General features: G+C 70.0%; 13 protein-coding genes. 7 read left to right on the top strand and 6 right to left on the bottom strand.

Annotation, left to right across the window (positions count from 1 at the left end; genetic code table 11):
• Together purF and ACQ1RG_RS07185 are read right to left on the bottom strand one after the other, a co-directional pair.
• On the bottom strand, window positions 1-1,482 hold the full coding sequence (gene purF / locus ACQ1RG_RS07190; protein WP_040341654.1) for an amidophosphoribosyltransferase: 1,482 nt from the start codon (window positions 1,480-1,482) through the stop codon (window positions 1-3).
• Window positions 1,483-1,526: 44 nt separating this feature from the next.
• A complete protein-coding gene (locus ACQ1RG_RS07185; protein WP_197932306.1) occupies window positions 1,527-2,009 on the bottom strand; it encodes a hypothetical protein in 483 nt (160 codons plus the stop codon).
• A gap of 136 nt (window positions 2,010-2,145) precedes the next feature.
• Here ACQ1RG_RS07185 and ACQ1RG_RS07180 point away from each other — a divergent pair, with 136 nt between their 5' ends.
• On the top strand, window positions 2,146-3,132 hold the full coding sequence (locus ACQ1RG_RS07180) for a universal stress protein (RefSeq protein ID WP_101624198.1): 987 nt from the start codon (window positions 2,146-2,148) through the stop codon (window positions 3,130-3,132).
• Between the two features lie 45 nt (window positions 3,133-3,177).
• Here ACQ1RG_RS07180 and ACQ1RG_RS07175 read toward each other — a convergent pair whose 3' ends face one another.
• The 4 genes from ACQ1RG_RS07175 to ACQ1RG_RS07160 are packed head-to-tail and all read right to left on the bottom strand — an operon-like array spanning window position 3,178 to window position 6,992.
• The gene (locus tag ACQ1RG_RS07175) at window positions 3,178-4,092 is read right to left on the bottom strand and encodes an EamA family transporter (protein WP_095376172.1); all 915 of its coding nucleotides are present in this window, start codon (window positions 4,090-4,092) and stop codon (window positions 3,178-3,180) included.
• On the bottom strand, window positions 4,089-5,531 hold the full coding sequence (locus ACQ1RG_RS07170) for an aldehyde dehydrogenase family protein (protein WP_095376173.1): 1,443 nt from the start codon (window positions 5,529-5,531) through the stop codon (window positions 4,089-4,091). Before ACQ1RG_RS07170 ends, ACQ1RG_RS07175 begins: the two co-directional genes overlap by 4 nt.
• Window positions 5,528-5,929: a sterol carrier family protein gene (locus ACQ1RG_RS07165; RefSeq protein ID WP_009377610.1), complete on the bottom strand. Its 402-nt coding sequence runs from the start codon at window positions 5,927-5,929 to the stop codon at window positions 5,528-5,530. Before ACQ1RG_RS07165 ends, ACQ1RG_RS07170 begins: the two co-directional genes overlap by 4 nt.
• Before the next feature lies 1 nt (window position 5,930).
• Window positions 5,931-6,992, bottom strand: coding sequence for an asparaginase (locus tag ACQ1RG_RS07160; protein WP_430600780.1), 1,062 nt, complete (start codon window positions 6,990-6,992; stop codon window positions 5,931-5,933).
• Window positions 6,993-7,025: 33 nt separating this feature from the next.
• Between ACQ1RG_RS07160 and purD the strand changes: the two genes are divergently transcribed.
• The 6 genes from purD (at window position 7,026) to ACQ1RG_RS07130 (ending at window position 16,245) form a co-directional block, all read left to right on the top strand.
• Entirely contained in the window at window positions 7,026-9,275 is a 2,250-nt protein-coding gene (gene purD / locus ACQ1RG_RS07155) for a phosphoribosylamine--glycine ligase (protein WP_430600777.1), read from the top strand.
• A gap of 351 nt (window positions 9,276-9,626) precedes the next feature.
• Entirely contained in the window at window positions 9,627-11,123 is a 1,497-nt protein-coding gene (locus tag ACQ1RG_RS07150; RefSeq protein WP_009377605.1) for an aminobutyraldehyde dehydrogenase, read from the top strand.
• A gap of 137 nt (window positions 11,124-11,260) precedes the next feature.
• Complete coding sequence (locus tag ACQ1RG_RS07145; RefSeq protein ID WP_009377604.1) at window positions 11,261-12,937, top strand: amidohydrolase; 1,677 nt, start codon at window positions 11,261-11,263, stop codon at window positions 12,935-12,937.
• Entirely contained in the window at window positions 12,934-14,100 is a 1,167-nt protein-coding gene (locus ACQ1RG_RS07140) for an ABC transporter ATP-binding protein (RefSeq protein WP_009377603.1), read from the top strand. The genes ACQ1RG_RS07145 and ACQ1RG_RS07140 overlap by 4 nt, the downstream gene beginning before the upstream one ends.
• A complete protein-coding gene (locus ACQ1RG_RS07135) occupies window positions 14,093-15,253 on the top strand; it encodes a polyamine ABC transporter substrate-binding protein (RefSeq protein ID WP_009377602.1) in 1,161 nt (386 codons plus the stop codon). The genes ACQ1RG_RS07140 and ACQ1RG_RS07135 overlap by 8 nt, the downstream gene beginning before the upstream one ends.
• Window positions 15,250-16,245 (top strand): ABC transporter permease, encoded by a 996-nt coding sequence (locus tag ACQ1RG_RS07130; RefSeq protein ID WP_009377601.1) that lies wholly within the window; start codon window positions 15,250-15,252, stop codon window positions 16,243-16,245. The genes ACQ1RG_RS07135 and ACQ1RG_RS07130 overlap by 4 nt, the downstream gene beginning before the upstream one ends.
• The last annotated feature ends 1 nt before the right edge of the window (window position 16,246 follow it).

Below are 16,246 nucleotides of genomic sequence, written 5' to 3'. Positions count from 1 at the left end.
TCAGCATCCTTTGTCGACGGGGGTGGTGTTGACGGGAATCGGGTACTCGCCGGAGAAGCAGGCGGTGCACAGCTGGTCGCGCTTCTGCCGTGTCGCCTCGATCATCCCGTCGAGGGAGATGTAGCCGAGCGAATCGGCGCCGAGCGAGGTGCAGATCTCCTCGACGCCCAGACCGTTGGCGATGAGCTCGGCACGGGTGGCGAAGTCGATGCCGTAGTAGCAGGGCCATTTGACCGGCGGGGAGGAGATGCGGATGTGGATCTCCTTGGCCCCGGCCTCCCGGAGCATGCGCACAAGCGCCCGCTGCGTGTTGCCGCGCACGATCGAGTCGTCGACGACAACGAGGCGCTTGCCCTCGATGTTCTCGCGGATCGGGTTGAGTTTGAGGCGGATGCCGAGTTCGCGCAGCGTCTGCGAAGGCTGGATGAACGTCCGTCCGACGTACGCGTTCTTCATCAGCCCCTGTCCGAACGGGATCCCGGACTCCTCGGCGTAGCCGACGGCGGCGGGAGTGCCCGACTCGGGGGTGGCGATGACGAGGTCGGCGTCGACCGGGTACTCCCGGGCGAGCCTGCGTCCCATCTCCGTGCGCGCGCCGTGGACGATCTGCCCGTCGAGGACGCTGTCGGGACGAGCGAGGTAGACGTACTCGAAGACGCAGCGGGCCTGCTTCTCCTCGGCGAAGCGGAACGAGCGCAGTCCGTCCTCGTCTATGGCGATGAGTTCACCGGGTTCGACGTCGCGCACGTGCGAGGCGCCGACGATGTCGAGGGCCGCGGTCTCCGAGGCGACGACCCACCCAGTGGAGAGGCGGCCGAGCGAGAGCGGTCGCACGCCCTGCGGGTCGCGGGCGGCGTAGAGCGTGTTCTCGTCCATGAAGACGAGCGAGAACGCGCCTTCGACCTGCGGCAGGAGTTTGAGCGCGGCGTCGGTGAGGTCCTCGCCCTGCTCGGTCGCGAAGAGCTCGGTGACGAGTGAGGTGTCGTTGGACGAGTCGCGGAAGGCCCGGGTGCGGGTGCGCTTCTTCGTCGCCTCGGCGACGACACGGTGCGCGTGGTCGCTGCGGGAGTCGGCGAGGGCCTCGAGCTCGTCGAAGTTCGTGAGGTTGCCGTTGTGGGCGAGCGCCACCGTGCCGAACGGGGTCGGTCCGAGCGTCGGCTGGGCGTTCTCGAACGACGGCGATCCCGTCGTCGAGTACCGGGTGTGCCCGACGGCGATGTGTCCCTGGAGGAGTTCGAGATCGCGCTCCTGGAACACCTGGGAGACGAGTCCCATGTCCCGGTAGATGAGGATCTGGCTGCCGTTCGAGGCGGCGATGCCCGCGGACTCCTGCCCGCGGTGCTGGAGGGCGTAGAGCCCGAAGTACGAAAGTTTGGCGACTTCCTCGCCCGGAGCCCAGACTCCGAACACTCCACAGGCGTCCTGTGGGCCGCGGTCCAGGGGGTCGATTTCGTGGGTCAGCTGCCCGTCTCCTCTTGCCACGTGAAGAATTGTCTCACACTGCCGGAGGGCCGCCGACCGCCGCCTCAGGCGCCGGAACCCGGCCGTTCGGAGCGTCCCAGGTCACCCCGGTCGCCGGTGTCGTCGGCAGGAGTCCCGGGGGCCGCCTCGGCGGGGGAATCCGGGGACTCACCGCCCGCCTCGGGGCCGGGTTCGGTCCCGGGATCGGGGACCGGCTCACCGCGCATCTCCGCGAGACGCCGGGCGGCGACGGCCTTGGGATCGTCGACCATGTCGATCTGCGCCTCAACCCGGAATTCGCGGGCCCTGCGCCGGCCGCGCCAGTCGAGGAGGAGCGCGACGAGGCCGCCGAGGAAGAGGCCGATGATGCCGAGGAAGACGACGAGGAGGCCCGCGCCCTTGGCCACGGTCGTCTCCGCGGGGATCTCACTGGGATCGACGACGAGCGTGAGCAGTCCGGCGACGAGGACGCCGAGGATCGCGCCCACGGCCATGAACGCGGCGTACTTGGGGCTGCGACGCACCGAGACGTCGATCTGGTCCTTCATGATCTCCTTGCGCGGGGGATGGCGTCGGCCGGGCCGACGAAGTCGCACACAGTCTAGTCCAGCGGCCCTGCCCCGATTCCCAGGCAATCCCATAGACTGAGGAGACGATACGCGAAGGCTCTCACAAGGGGTGGACATGTCAGAAACGATCATCGTCGGAATCGACGGCTCCGCCAACAGCCGCTGTGCGCTCAACTGGGCCATCGACCACGCCCAGCTCACCGGCGCGCAGATCCGCCTCATCGCCGCGTACACGGTCCCCGGAGTGAACATGAGCCGGGCCGACATCGTCTACCCGGCCGACTTCGACACCACCGTCAAGGACTCGACGAAGCAGCTCGCCGAGGCGGCCGCCGCCGTCGTCACCGAAGCCGGAGTCCCCGTGTCGACCCTCGTCTCCTCCGGAGACGCCTCCGGCGTCCTCATCGACGCATCGACGAACGCCGACCTCGCCGTCGTCGGCGCCCGCGGCCACGGCGGGTTCTCCGGTCGCCTGCTCGGCTCGGTGGCGCTCGCGATGCCCGCGCACGCGCACTGCCCGACCGTCGTCATCCCGACCACATGGCCCGAGCGCCCGCCGCACGATGAGCACAACCCCATCGAACCGCCCGTGCGCACCTCGCAGGAGGGTCCGACGGTCGACGCCTCGAAGGGCCCGGGCGCTCATCCCGAGTTCACGGGGCAGATCGTCGCCGGCCTCGACCCCTTCGACACCGACAGCCCGGTGCTGCGCGCCGGCGCCGAGCAGGCCCGCATCTACGGCAAGCCCCTCCACCTCGTCGGCGTCACCGCCGCCCACATCCTCTCCCCCGAGTGGCTGCCGAGCGAAGAGCACCTGACGAAGCTCTACGACGAGGCCGCAGCCGGGTTCGAACTCGCCTCCGCGACCCTGCGCGACGAGTTCCCCGACCTCGACGTCCGCTGGACGATCTGCGACGCCCCGGCCACGGAGGTCCTCGTCGCGGCGACCCAGACGGCCGACCAGATGGTCATCGGCTCGCGCGGGCGCAGCGGCTTCGCCGCGACACTCCTCGGGTCGACCTCGCAGGGTGTCCTCGCGCATGCGCTCTGCCCCGTCCGCGTCGTCCGCGTCCCCCGTCGGAAGAAGGCCGCCAAGAGCTGAGGCACAGCCGAAGGCTGACCCGCTCGTCGTCCGCTCATCGTCCGCTCAGCCGAGAGCGATGAGGCCGATGCCGGCGACGACGACGATCGCACCGATGAGCTTCGCGGCCACACCCCGCTCACCGAAGAACCACCACGCGAGCAGGGTGCCGACGATGATCGACGTCTCGCGCACCGGTGCGACGAGGGAGACCGGGGCGCGCTGCATCGCATAGAGGACGAGCAGGTAGGCGACCGGGGAGAGGACCGCGACCGTGATGAGCGCCCACCTGTGCTCGGTGACGATCGACCGGAGGTCCGCCCGCCTGCTCGCCCCACCGGGAAGCGTGACGATGCCCGCGCCCATGACCAGCGCCACGCATACCTCGGAGACGGCGAAGTAGAGCAGCGGGGAGCCGGTGATGTGGTTGACGGCGAAGTCGTCCCAGAGAGTGTAGGCGGCGATGAACGCCCCGATGAGACCGCCCCACGCGAGGCCCCGGACGACGCCGGCGGACCCCGCCCGCCCGGTGATCCCGCGCGGCTGACCGGTGGTCCGGCGCGGCTGGAGCGTGACGACGGCGATGCCGGCGAGGACGATGAGGGCCCCGGTGATCTCGAACCCGCTCGGCCTCTCCCCGAGGAAGGCGACGGCGACGATGATCGTGAGCACCGGCCCGAACCCCCGGGCGCTGGGGTAGACGACCCCGAGCGGTGCGTGGTCGTAGCCGGACTGCAGGGAGATCGAGTACCCGATGTGGAGAACAGCGGAGACGAGCGCTGCGATGATGAGCGCCCAGTCCAGCGGCTGCGCACCGGTGGCGACGAGCCAGATCGCGATCGGGGCGAGCAGGATCGCGGAGAGCCCGTGGTAGGCGAGGACGAACGCATAGCCCTTGCCGGCGACGGTCTTCGCCGCGAGGTTCCACACGGCGTGGGCGACCGCGGCGACGAGCACCAGGGTGAGGACCGCCGGAGTCACAGTCTGATGACGACCGTCTTCGTCTGCGTGTACTCGTCGAGGGCCTCGATCGACTTCTCGCGGCCGTACCCTGACTTCTTGAACCCGCCGAAGGGCAGTTCGACTCCCCCGCCGGCCCCGTAGGTGTTGACGAAGACCTGCCCGGCCTCCACCTCGGCGGCGATCCGGTGGGCACGGGAGAGCTCCCGGGTCCACAGGGCGGAGACGAGACCGTACTCGGTGCCGTTGGCCAGGTCCACGGCCTCCTCGTCGTCGGCGAAGGTCATCGCGACGACGACGGGGCCGAACACCTCCTGCTGGGCGATCGTCGACCCCGGGGTGACGCCGTCGACGAGGGTCGGGGCGATGAAGGCACCCCCGCCGAGGTCGTCGGCCAGTCCCTGCGGACGGGACCCACCGGTGACGATGCGGGCGTCGCCGATGTCGGTGAGGAAGCCCTCGACCCGGGCCTGCTGCCCCACCGAGATGAGCGGGCCGAGCATCGGGTCGTCGAGTCCGTGGCCGATCGTCACCTGCTCCATGGCCGCAGCGAGCTTCTCGATGACCTCGGCATGGACCTCGCGGGCGACGATGAGGCGGGCTCCGGCCGAACACGTCTGTCCGGCGTTCTGGATGATCGAGCGCACGAGCGAGGGGATCGCCGCATCGATATCGGCGTCGGCGAAGACGATGTTCGCCGACTTCCCGCCGAGTTCGAGGATCGTCGGCACGACCCTCTCGGCCGCGGCGTGGGCGATCTGCGCACCGACCTCCGTGGAGCCGACGAAGCCGAGGTGGGCGACGCCGTGATGCGCGGCCAGAGCCGCCCCCGCCTCGGCGCCGAGACCGGTGACGACGTTGAAGGCCCCTGCGGGGAACCCGACGGAGTGGAGGAGCTCGGCGAGGCGAACGGTCGACCGGGGAGTCTCATCGGCGGGTTTGGCGACCGCGCAGTTGCCAGTGGCCAGCGAAGTGGCCGCAGCCCGGCCGATGAGCTGGAGCGGGTAGTTCCACGCGACGATGTGCCCGGTCACCCCGTAGGGTTCGCGGCGCGTGTAGACGTGCATGTCCTCGGCCAGCGGGATCGTCGTGCCGTAGTACGCCTCGATGGTGTGCCCGTAGAACTCGAAGTAGCGGGCGCACACATCGACGTCGGCGTAGGCCTGGGTGAGCGGTTTGCCCGTGTCCTCGGATTCGATGCGGGCGAGTTCGTCGCGGTGGGTGCGGATCGCCTCGGCGGTGGCGACGAGGAGACGGGAGCGCTGCTCGGGGCTCGAGCGCTTCCACTCCCGCTGTGCCTTCGCCGCCGCCTTGACCGCCCGGTCGACTTCGTCCGCGCCGCCCCGGGAGACGTCGCCGAGGTGGTCGCCGGTGGCAGGGTCGATGTTCGCGTACGTCGTCAGCGAGGGCACGTGTCGGCCGCCGATGAACGAGGTCGTCTGGGTGATCTGGGCGCTCATCGCGGTCCTTCGAGCTCGGCTGAGGTGAAGAGCGGAACGAAGTCGGAGAGGTCGGCGCGGGTGCCCGAGGCGTCGACGGTGCCGGCGGCGAGCGCCTCGGCGAAGTCGGTGCGTCCGGTGACGAGGTCGAGCCACACCTCGGCGGAGGTCTCGACGACATTGGGCGGGGTGCCGCGGGTGTGCCGGGGGCCGGGGATGCACTGGGTGACGCCGAAGGGCGGGACCCGGACCTCGACGCTGTTGCCCTCGGCGCGGGAGGCGAGCTCCTCGAGGGTGTAGCGCACCGCGGTCGCCAGTGTCGCCCGGTCGCCCGGGGCTGCGTCGGCGTCTGCGTGGGCCACCCACATCTCGAGTGCGCGCCTGCCCTCGTCGGGGTCTATCCGTCGTCGAATCGCCATCTCAGCTCCCTCCTCCTGCTGCATCTTCGCTCACGCGCACGGTGCCGACGACCGCTGTCCGCCCCTCGGAATCCGTGCCTCCCGTGACGGGCTCGGTGATGAGACGGGCGACCTCGGCGAGTTCGTCGTCGCCGACCTCCGGCAGGGCGCCTGCCCGCCGGAGGAGGGTGAGGGCGACGAGGCCGGTGGCCCGCGACGAGCCGTCGAGGCATTTGAGGGCAACGGCGTGACCGTCCCGGGTGGCCATAACGATGACGCCTTCGGCACCGCCCTTCGCGAAGATGCCGAGGCGGTCGATGACCGTCGTGTTCGGTCGCCCGTGCCCTTCGATCGCCCACGGCTGCGCGAACACCGCCTCGATGAGGGTGCGGGCGTGGTCGGCGAAGTCGGCGAGTCCGGGTGCCGCGGATCCGGGCGCATCAGCACCGAGGCCGACGACGCGGCCGATCGCCCGGGCGAGACCGGTGAGACTGAGCGCGAACACGGGAGCCCCGCACCCGTCGGTGCCGACCGCGGCAGGCGTTTCATCGGCGAAGGCGGCGACGACCTCGGCGACCCGGACCTGGACGGGATGAGCGGGGTCGAGGTAGCTCGCGGTGTCCGCACCGACGGCAAGCGCCGCACGGAGGAAGGCTGCGTGCTTGCCGGAGCAGTTGAAGTGCACGGGCGAGATCGGGTCTCCCGCCTCGGCGAGGCTGCGCCGGTACGCCCCGTCGGCGGGGTGGACGGAGGGGCACCGGAGGTCGTCGGCGCTCAGTCCCGCGGACTCAAGCATCGCGGTCACGGTCTCGACGTGCCCGGCCTCTGAGCGGTGGGAGGCGGTGGCGAGCGCCGCCGCGGTCCCGGTGAGGTCGGCGCCGAGCGACATCGCGGCGAGCGCCTGAAGCGGTTTGAGGCTCGAGCGGGTGAAGATCGGCGCAGTGGGAGACCCGAGGCTGAGCGCCGGGGACCCGTCAGGGTCGAGGACGACGGCGGAACCGAGGTGACGGGACTCGACGAATCCGCTGCGCTCGACGACGGCGAGCTCGACCGCCTCGGCGGGATGGAAGGTGGAGAGGCTCACGCACTCAAGCGTACGACCTTATAGGCTGGTCGTGTGAAGGTTCTCGTCATCGGGTCGGGCTCCCGCGAACATGCCCTCGTCCTTGCTCTCAGCCGCGACCCCCAGGTCGACGCCGTCATCGCCGCCCCCGGGAATCCGGGGATCGCGGCGATCGCCCACACCGAGGCGCTCGACGCCTCCGACGCGCAGGCGGTGACCGCGCTCGCCGAACGCCTCGACGTCGACCTCGTCGTCGTCGGACCCGAGGCCCCGCTCGTCGCCGGGGTCGCCGACGCCCTGCGTGAGGCCTCGTTCCCGGTCTTCGGTCCGAGCGCCGAGGCCGCACACCTCGAAGGCTCGAAGGCGTTTGCCAAGGAGATCATGGAGGCGGCGGGGGTGCCGACCGCGCGCACCGTCGTCGCCTACACCACAGACGAGGCGGCCGCTGCGATCGACGACTTCGGCGCCCCGTACGTCGTCAAGGCCGACGGGCTCGCCGCGGGCAAGGGCGTCGTCGTCACCACCGACCGGCAGGCAGCCCTCGACCACGCGCATTCGTGCCTCGAGGTCTCCGACCGGGTCGTCATCGAGGACTACCTCGACGGACCCGAGGTCTCCCTCTTCGTCCTCTGCGACGGGTCCCGGACCGTGCCGCTCGCCCCCGCCCAGGACTTCAAGCGCATCGGCGACGGCGACTCGGGACCGAACACCGGCGGCATGGGCGCCTACTCGCCGCTGCCGTGGGCACCTGCGGGCATGGTCGAGGACATCGTCAGCACCGTCGCCCAGCCCGTCGTCGACGAGATGGCCCGCCGCGGCACCCCGTTCACCGGTCTCCTCTACTGCGGGCTGGCCCTGACCTCGAAGGGCCTGCGCGTCGTCGAATTCAACGTCCGCTTCGGCGACCCCGAGACCCAGTCCGTCCTCGCCCGCCTGCGCACCCCGCTCGGGCAGACGCTGCTCGCCGCCGCCGAGGGCCGCCTCGACGAGGTCGGCGAGCTCGACTGGGATCCGCGCACCGCGGTCACCGTCGTCATGGCCGCCGAAGGCTACCCGGAGAGCCCGCGCACGGGCGATGTCATCTCCGGACTCGAGGCCGCCGACGCCCGCGAGGACGTCTCCGTCCTCCACGCCGGCACCCGCACGTCCGAGGACGTCGCCGGCGACGTCCTCACCGCCGGGGGACGCGTCCTCTCGGTCGTCGCCCTCGGCGGCGACCTCGACGAGGCACGGGCCCGGGCATATGCCGCCGTCGACGAGATCTCCTGGGACGGCGAGCAGCACCGCAGCGACATCGCCGAGGCGGCCGCGGCCGGGACGATCGAGGTCGCCGACATCTATGCCGCCCCCGAGGCAGTAGCGGAGGCGGGCCCTGCCGGTTCGAGTGACACCGCTCCCACCGCAGCGCCCGGCTCTGGTGCCCCGGTCCTCCCGGGCTGGACGCATGTGTACTCGGGCAAGGTCCGTGACCTCTACATCCCCGAGGATGCAGCAGACATCGCCTCGGCCGAGCGTCTGCTCATGGTCGCCTCCGACCGGATCTCCGCCTACGACTGGGTCCTCGACACCGAGATCCCCGACAAGGGCAGGGTGCTCACCGGGCTGAGCCTGTGGTGGTTCGACCAGCTGTCCGACATCATCGGCAACCACGTCATCAGCACCGACGTCCCCGCGGCCGTGCGCGGGCGCGGGCTCATCGTCCAGAACCTCACAATGATCCCCGTCGAGTGCGTCGCCCGCGGCTACCTCACCGGCTCCGGCCTGAGCGACTACCGGGAGACGGGTGCCGTGTGCGGCGTCGAGCTGCCCGCGGGTCTCACCGAGGCCGACAGGCTCGAGCCGCCGATCTTCACCCCGGCGACGAAGGCAGCACTGGGCGACCACGACGAGAACGTGTCCTTCGAGCAGGTCGTCGAGACCATCGGCGCCGACCAGGCCGAGCGGATCCGCGACCTCACCCTGAACATCTACTCCCGCGCCGAGGAGATCGCCCGGGAGCGCGGCATCGTGCTCGCCGACACGAAGTTCGAGTTCGGGACGCTGCCCGACGGGACGATCGTCCTCGCCGACGAAGTCCTCACCCCGGACTCCTCGCGCTTCTGGGACGCCGAGTCCTACGCGCCCGGCACCGTGCAGGCGAGCTTCGACAAGCAGTTCGTCCGCGACTGGCTGACGACCGAGTCCGGGTGGGACAGGTCCTCGGACACTCCCCCGCCGGCCCTGCCCGCCGAGGTGGTCGAGAAGACCCGCGCCCGCTACATCGAGGCGTTCGAGACGCTCACCGGCGAGTCCTTCCCCGCGTAAGGCAGCTGCCCCGCGCTCCCGGCGCGCAGCCAGCGCCTCCAACACGAGCAGAGGACGCTGAGTGTCGATTTCCGACTGAGGAATCGACACTCAGCGTCCTCGACTCGTCGGTGGGCGCGCGCCGGCCACTCGAGCGAGCGCACGGCCCCTCACCTCGCCACCACCTCGGCGGACCACTGTTTCAGCAGGTCATTCGCGCTTTCGGCAAGCGTTCTCCCGTCACTTCCGGTCTGATACGACGGATCTAGTGGAACTCACGAGCGAAATCCGTTACTGTGATCCGAAACAGTGACCCGCGCCACACCGCATCACCGGCGCAGGTCCACACGCACAAGGCGGGAACCGATATGCATGCACCACTGGAACGGCGAACAGCACGAGGGACGGGGAGCACCGTTCACCCTGACGAACCCCGCCACGGCAGCGACGACCGGTACGTATCGGCTCGCCACCGCTGACGACGTCGACGAGGCCGTCGCTGCCGCGAAGGCGGCGTACCCGGCGTTCAAGGCGCTCACCCCTGGCGAGCGCGCCGACCTCCTCCTCGGCCTCGCCGACGAGCTCGAGGCGCGCAGCGAGGAGATCGCGGCCCTCGAGTCGCAGCAGACGGGCAAGACGATCCGGCTGGCCACCGAGTTCGACGTCCCCGGGTCGATCGACAACGCCCGCTTCTTCGCCGGCGCCGCCCGGCAGCTCACAGGACTCTCGGCAGGCACCTACTGGGAGCAGTCGACGTCGATGATCCGTCGGGAGCCCCTCGGCGTCATCGGTTCGATCGCGCCGTGGAACTACCCGCTGCAGATGGCTGCGTGGAAGATCCTGCCGGCCGTCGCCGCGGGCAACACGATCGTCCTCAAGACCTCGGAGATGACACCGGGGACCTCCCTCATCCTCGCCGAGGCGGCCACCGCAGCCGGATTCCCACCCGGAGTCATCAACGTCATCGCCGGTGACGGCCAGGACGCCGGCGAAGCGCTCGTCACCCATCCCGACGTCGTCATGACCTCATTCACCGGATCGACTCCCGTGGGCCGGCGGATCATGGAGCTCGCCGCACGCAAGGGGGCCCGCGTCCACCTCGAACTCGGCGGCAAGGCCCCGCTCGTCGTCTTCGCCGACGCCGACATCGAAGCCGCAGCCCGCGGCGCCGTGGCCGGCTCGCTCATCAACTCCGGACAGGACTGCACCGCGGCGACCCGCGCGATCGTCGCCGCCGAGCACTTCGACGCCTTCACCGACCGCGTCGCCGAGCTCATGGCCGGCGTGCGCCTCGGCGACCCGTCCGACCCGGCCACCGACATGGGCTCGCTCATCTCGCTCACCCATCGCGACCGCGTCGCCGCGATGGTCGAGCGCGCCCGGGAGGCCGGGGCGACGATCCGCACCGGCGGGCAGATCCCCACCCGGGACCACCTCGGCGGGGATCTTCCCGGAGACCCCGAGTCGACGGCCTACTACGCTCCGACGCTCATCACCGGCATCGACACCGACGCCGAGGTGTGGCGGGAGGAGATCTTCGGACCCGTCCTCGTCGCCGTCCCCTTCGACACCGACGACGAGGCGATCGCGCTGGCCAACGACACCCGGTACGGGCTCGCGGCGAGCGCGTGGACCCGGTCGACGAACCGGGCGCTGCGGGCGGCCGCGGACATCGAAGCCGGGTGCGTATGGATCAACGAGCACATCCCGATCGTCTCCGACATGCCGCACGGCGGGTACAAGGCGTCTGGCTTCGGCAAGGACATGAGCCAGTACTCGTTCGACGAGTACACGCAGATCAAACACGTCTTCATCGACCAGCATGAGGACCCGCACCACGCGTGGCAGGACACGATCTTCACGACGTGATGGGCCGTCCCGGTCACCTCCGGGACACGAGCGGATCCCGGCCCCCCGCCACAGCCGCCGGGAGCGACCCCAACCCCAGCCTGTGCACCCCTGCTCGGGATGCGCACACCAGACGACAAGGAAGTCGGAGGACCCCAGTGACCCCTGACACTACGGCCGCACCCGCCGGTGCGACCCCGGCCGATCTCGACATCGTCGATGCCGTCGTCTTCGACGGCGCCGAAGTCATCGCCGCGACATCCGTGAGCATCCGCGACGGCCGGATCGCCACGGTCGGCACACTTGCCCCGGCGACCCCTCACACCCGCACCGTCGACGCCGCCGGCGCTCTCCTCACCCCCGGGTTCGTCGACGCTCACGTCCACACGACGTTCGGCGGCCTCGAATCGCTCGGCTGCGACCTCAGCGGGACCCACGGCGCGGACGAGGTGCGCGCGGTCATCGCCGACCACCTCGCCGCGACCGCCGACCGCGGCGAGGCAAGCGCGAACTGGCTCGTCGGCGGCGGCTGGTCGATGGCCGACTTCGCCGGCGGCGTGCCGACCGCAGACCTCCTCGACGACCTCAGCGCCGACCGTCCGATCCTCCTGCTCAGCGCCGATCACCATTCGGCGTGGGTGAACAGTGCGGCGATGCGCCTGGCCGGTCTCGACGCGCGGACGCCGACCCCCGAGGGCGGGGTCATCGAGAAGGACGCGGCCGGCGAGCCGATCGGCTGCCTTCACGAGTCCGCGATGGACCTCGTCTCCTCCCACCTCCCGCCCTCCTCCGATGAGGACCTGCGCGCGGGACTGCTCGCCGGACAGTCCTACCTCGCCTCCTTCGGGGTCACCGCATGGATGGACGCGATCGTCGGCGACTACGGCGGGCACCGGTCGAACTTCGACAGCTATGTCCGAGCCGCAGAGTCCGGCGAGCTCACCGCCGAGGTCGTCGGGAGCCTGTGGTGGCCGCGCGACGTCGACGACGTCCCCGCCCAGGTCGCCGAGCTCACCACCCGCCGCCGCACGGACGGATCCTTCCGCACTACCTCGGTGAAATTCATGCTCGACGGCATCGTCGAATCCCGCACCGCGGCGATGAGCGAGGAGTACACGTGTGGCTGCGGAGGCTTCGGCACGAGCTACTTCACGAGAGAGCACCTCCATGAAGCCTTCGCCGCGCTCGACACCGCCGGCTTCGACATCCACTGCCATGCGATCGGCGACGCCGCGGTGCGCGCGGCCCTCGACGCGTTCGCCGCCCTCGGCGCGGACCGCAGACCCGATGCCCGCCACCACATCGCCCACGTCCAGGTCGTCGACCCCGCCGACATCCCCCGCTTCGCCGACCTCGGGATCACCGCGAACCTCCAGGCCCTGTGGGCCAGCCGCGACGAACAGATGGTCGACCTCAACATCCCGTGCCTCGGCGAGCAGCGCACCGACTGGCAGTACCCGTTCCGCGGCTTCGCCGACTCCGGGACGCATCTGGCGATGGGCTCGGACTGGCCGGTGTCGACGCCGAACCCGTGGGACGCCATCCACGTCGCCGTCAACCGCTCGCACCCCGAGTCGAGCGACCCTGCTCCGCTTGTGCCTGCGCAGGCCATCGACGTCGCCACCGCGCTGCGCGCCTACACCGCCGGCTCCGCGCACCTGCTGCGCTCGGAGGCCAACGGCGGGATCCGCCTCGGCGAGAGAGCCAACCTCGCACTCGCCGACCGCAACCCCCTCGACCTCGACCCCGGCCGCATCTCCGAGACCCGGACTGCGCTGACGATCGCGGGCGGCATCGTCGTCCACGACACCACCTCTGAAGAAAGGCCATCATGACCGTCACGACTGAGGCCGCCACGGCCCACCCCGCCCCGGCCGGAACCGATCACCTCGAGATCCGCGGAGTGAAGAAGGTCTTCGGTGAGAACACCGCGATCGAGAGACTCGACCTCGGCGTCAGACAGGGCGAGTTCCTCTCCCTGCTCGGACCCTCGGGCTGCGGGAAGACGACGCTGCTGCGGATGATCGCCGGCTTCGAAGCGCCGACCGACGGGCAGATCCTGTTGGCCGGCCGCGACATCGTCTCCCTGCCCCCGCACAAGCGGCCGGTCAACACGGTGTTCCAGTCCTACCTGCTCTTCCCGCACATGAACATCGCCGACAACATCGCCTACGGCCTCAAGCAGTCGAAGACCCCGAAGGCCGAGATCGCCGACCGCGTCCGCGAAGTGCTCTCCCTCGTGCGGATGGAGGACTTCGCCGGCCGCAAACCCGAGCAGCTCTCCGGCGGCCAACAGCAGCGCATCGCCCTGGCCCGGGCACTCGTCAACCGGCCGCAGGTCCTCCTCCTCGACGAGCCGATGTCGGCCCTCGACCGGAAGCTGCGCGAGGAGATGCAGCTCGAGCTCAAACGCCTCCACGCGAAGCTCGACACGACGTTCGTCTTCGTCACCCACGACCAGGAGGAGGCGCTGGCGATGAGCGATCGCATCGTCGTCATGTACGACGGCGTCATCCAGCAGATCGGCTCCGGGGAGGAGATCTACGCGGACCCGGCCAACGGCTTCGTCGCCGGCTTCATCGGCAAGCAGAACTTCGTCCCCGCCGAGGTGATCGCCGCCGACGGCGACACCGTGCGGCTGCGGACGGCGAACACCGTGATGGAGACGGCCGTGACCGAGCTCCGTCCCGCCTCGGCGAGCACCGAGGCCCGCACCCTGACCGTGGGCGACCGGGTCCGTGCTGCCATCCGACCCGAACGGATGCGCGTGAGTCCGGCAGGCTCCCAGCCCCCGACCACGAACGGTGCCCGCGGCCGGGTGCTCTCGACGTCCTTCCTCGGCGATGTCGTCCAGTACATGGTCGTCGTCGGCGACAACGACGAGATCCTCGCCCGCGTGCCCGCCGCCGGTTCCCAGATCCTCGGTCCCGACGCCGAGGTGGACCTGAGCTGGGATGCCGACGCCGTCGCCGTCTACGGCACGGAAGGCGGTGAGTGAGGTGGCCGATGTGCACTTCCTCGCCCCACGGGCGGCGGCGAAGCGGCTGAGCCGGCGGGCCGTGCTCGCCGGGTTCGGCGTCGCCTCGCTCGGGGCGCTGAGCGCGTGCGGGAAGACGACGAAGATGGCGGCCTCTCCCCCGGTCGACGGCGAACTCGAGTCGAAGCTCAACCTCTACACGTGGGGTGACTACGACAACCCCGAGCTCATCGACGCGTTCAAGAAGAAGAACGACGTCCTCGTCCAGGTCGACAGCTACGGCTCGAACGAGGAGCTCGTCGCCAAGCTCTCGACCACGCGCGGGACCTCGGGCTATGACGTCGTCGTCCCCACCGGGTCGAACATCCCGCAGATGCTCAACCACAATCTTCTCCAGAAGCTCGACCTCGACCTCATCCCGAACTTCTCGAACATGGATCCGAACTTCACCGGTCAGTACTTCGACCCGAAGAACGAGTACACGATCTGCAAGGCCTGGGGCACCACCGGCTTCGTCTACGACACCTCGGCCATCGACCGGGAGCTCACCAGCTGGCAGGACTTCATCGACACCGCACAGAACGAGGCGGCGGGCACGACCTCGCTGCTCGAGGACCCGTGGGAGGTCACGGCGATCGCCCTGGCCACCCTCGGCTACAGCCTCAACACCGAGGACGAGAGGGAACTCGAGGAGGCCCGCGCCGTCGTCGTCGACCAGATCGCCCCGAACACGAAGGCCTACATCGGCAACGTCGCCACCGGGATGATCCAGGGCAGCTTCACGCTCCTCCAGGCGTTCAACGGCGACGCCCGGCAGGGCCTGTCGGAGGTGACGAACCCCGAGGACTGGAAGTTCGTCTTCCCGACCCCGACGGCGAACCTGTGGATGGACAACTGGGCGATCGCGACCGGGGCACCGCACCCGGACTCGGCGCACGCGTTCATCAACCAGATGATCTCGCCGGAGACCGCGGTCGCCCAGCTCGACTACATCGGCTACCCGATCGGGACGAAGGGCCTCGCCGAGCAGGCGAAGGCCGCCGATCTCAGCGAACAGGCACTGATCTTCCCCACGCAGGAGGTCCTCGACCGACTGGAGCCGAGCATTCAGACTCCGGCCGACCAGATCCGGACGACGATCCTCGCCGACGCCCAGGCAAGGAGCGGAGCATGAGCACACCCACCCAGCAGCCGACCACGGCAGCAGACCGTCCCGACGAGAACGGCACGGCCGCCTCGGCGCCGGCACCGCAGCGCAGGTCCGGTGGCCTGTCCACCCGGGTCTTCGGTGCGGCTGCGATGTCGTTCCCGACCTGGGCGTACGCGCTGTTCTTCTTCGTCATCCCCGTCGCCCTCGTCGTCTTCTACAGCTTCGGCTACAAACCCGACCAGTTCACGGCCGTGGCCACCGATCAGCTCTCCTTCGACCGCTACCCAGAAGCACTGTCGGCGAGCTTCATCGCGACGTTCTTCGCGACCCTGCGGATCTCACTGCTCGGCACGTTCCTCTGCCTCGTCATCGCCCTGCCGTTCGCGTACTGGCTGGCGATCAAGGTCGCCCCGGCGAGGCGCTCGCTCGCATTGGCGCTGGTCATGGTCCCGTTCTGGACGAACTTCCTCGTCCGCACCCTCGGCTGGCAGATCATGCTCTCCCCCGACGGGTTCCTCTCGCAGTGGATGCAGGGCATCGGGATCCTCGACGCCCCGCTCGACATCCTCTACACCCGTGCCGCGGTGCAGATCGGCGTCGTCTACAACTACCTGCCGCTGATGATCCTGCCGCTCTTCGTCGCCATCGACGCCTCCGGCAGCAGACTGCGGGAAGCCAGCTACGACCTCGGCGCGGGCAAGGTGACGACGTTCCTCCGGGTCACCCTGCCGATGGCGATGCCAGGCATCATCTCCGGCTGCCTGCTCGTCTTCATCCCGCTCAACGGCGACTACGTCACGGCCACCGTCCTCGGCGGGGCCAGCGGGTCGATGATCGGCCAGCTCATCGCCAACCAGTTCAACGCCTCGCAGAACTGGGCGCTCGGGGCGGCCATGGCGCTCATCCTCATCGCAGCGACCCTCGCCGTCGTCGGCATCGGGTTCGCGCTGCTGTGGCTGGGCCAGAAGATCGCAGCGAAGCTGAACAGCGTTCCGCTCACCGACGGGAGGGCATGAC

Source organism: Brevibacterium sp. K72 (assembly GCF_050562175.1).
Taxonomy (GTDB): domain Bacteria; phylum Actinomycetota; class Actinomycetes; order Actinomycetales; family Brevibacteriaceae; genus Brevibacterium; species Brevibacterium casei.
This window is presented reverse-complemented; position numbering and strand designations above follow the sequence as displayed.

What these genes read in the sequence shown, in the direction of transcription:
- ACQ1RG_RS07185 (WP_197932306.1), bottom strand. Translation starts at nt 2,009, where the DNA reads ATGAAGGACCAGATCGACGTCTCGGTGCGTCGCAGCCCCAAGTACGCC.
- ACQ1RG_RS07150 (WP_009377605.1), top strand. Translation starts at nt 9,627, where the DNA reads ATGCACCACTGGAACGGCGAACAGCACGAGGGACGGGGAGCACCGTTC.
- ACQ1RG_RS07170 (WP_095376173.1), bottom strand. Translation starts at nt 5,531, where the DNA reads ATGAGCGCCCAGATCACCCAGACGACCTCGTTCATCGGCGGCCGACAC.
- ACQ1RG_RS07165 (WP_009377610.1), bottom strand. Translation starts at nt 5,929, where the DNA reads ATGGCGATTCGACGACGGATAGACCCCGACGAGGGCAGGCGCGCACTC.
- ACQ1RG_RS07180 (WP_101624198.1), top strand. Translation starts at nt 2,146, where the DNA reads ATGTCAGAAACGATCATCGTCGGAATCGACGGCTCCGCCAACAGCCGC.
- ACQ1RG_RS07140 (WP_009377603.1), top strand. Translation starts at nt 12,934, where the DNA reads ATGACCGTCACGACTGAGGCCGCCACGGCCCACCCCGCCCCGGCCGGA.
- ACQ1RG_RS07130 (WP_009377601.1), top strand. Translation starts at nt 15,250, where the DNA reads ATGAGCACACCCACCCAGCAGCCGACCACGGCAGCAGACCGTCCCGAC.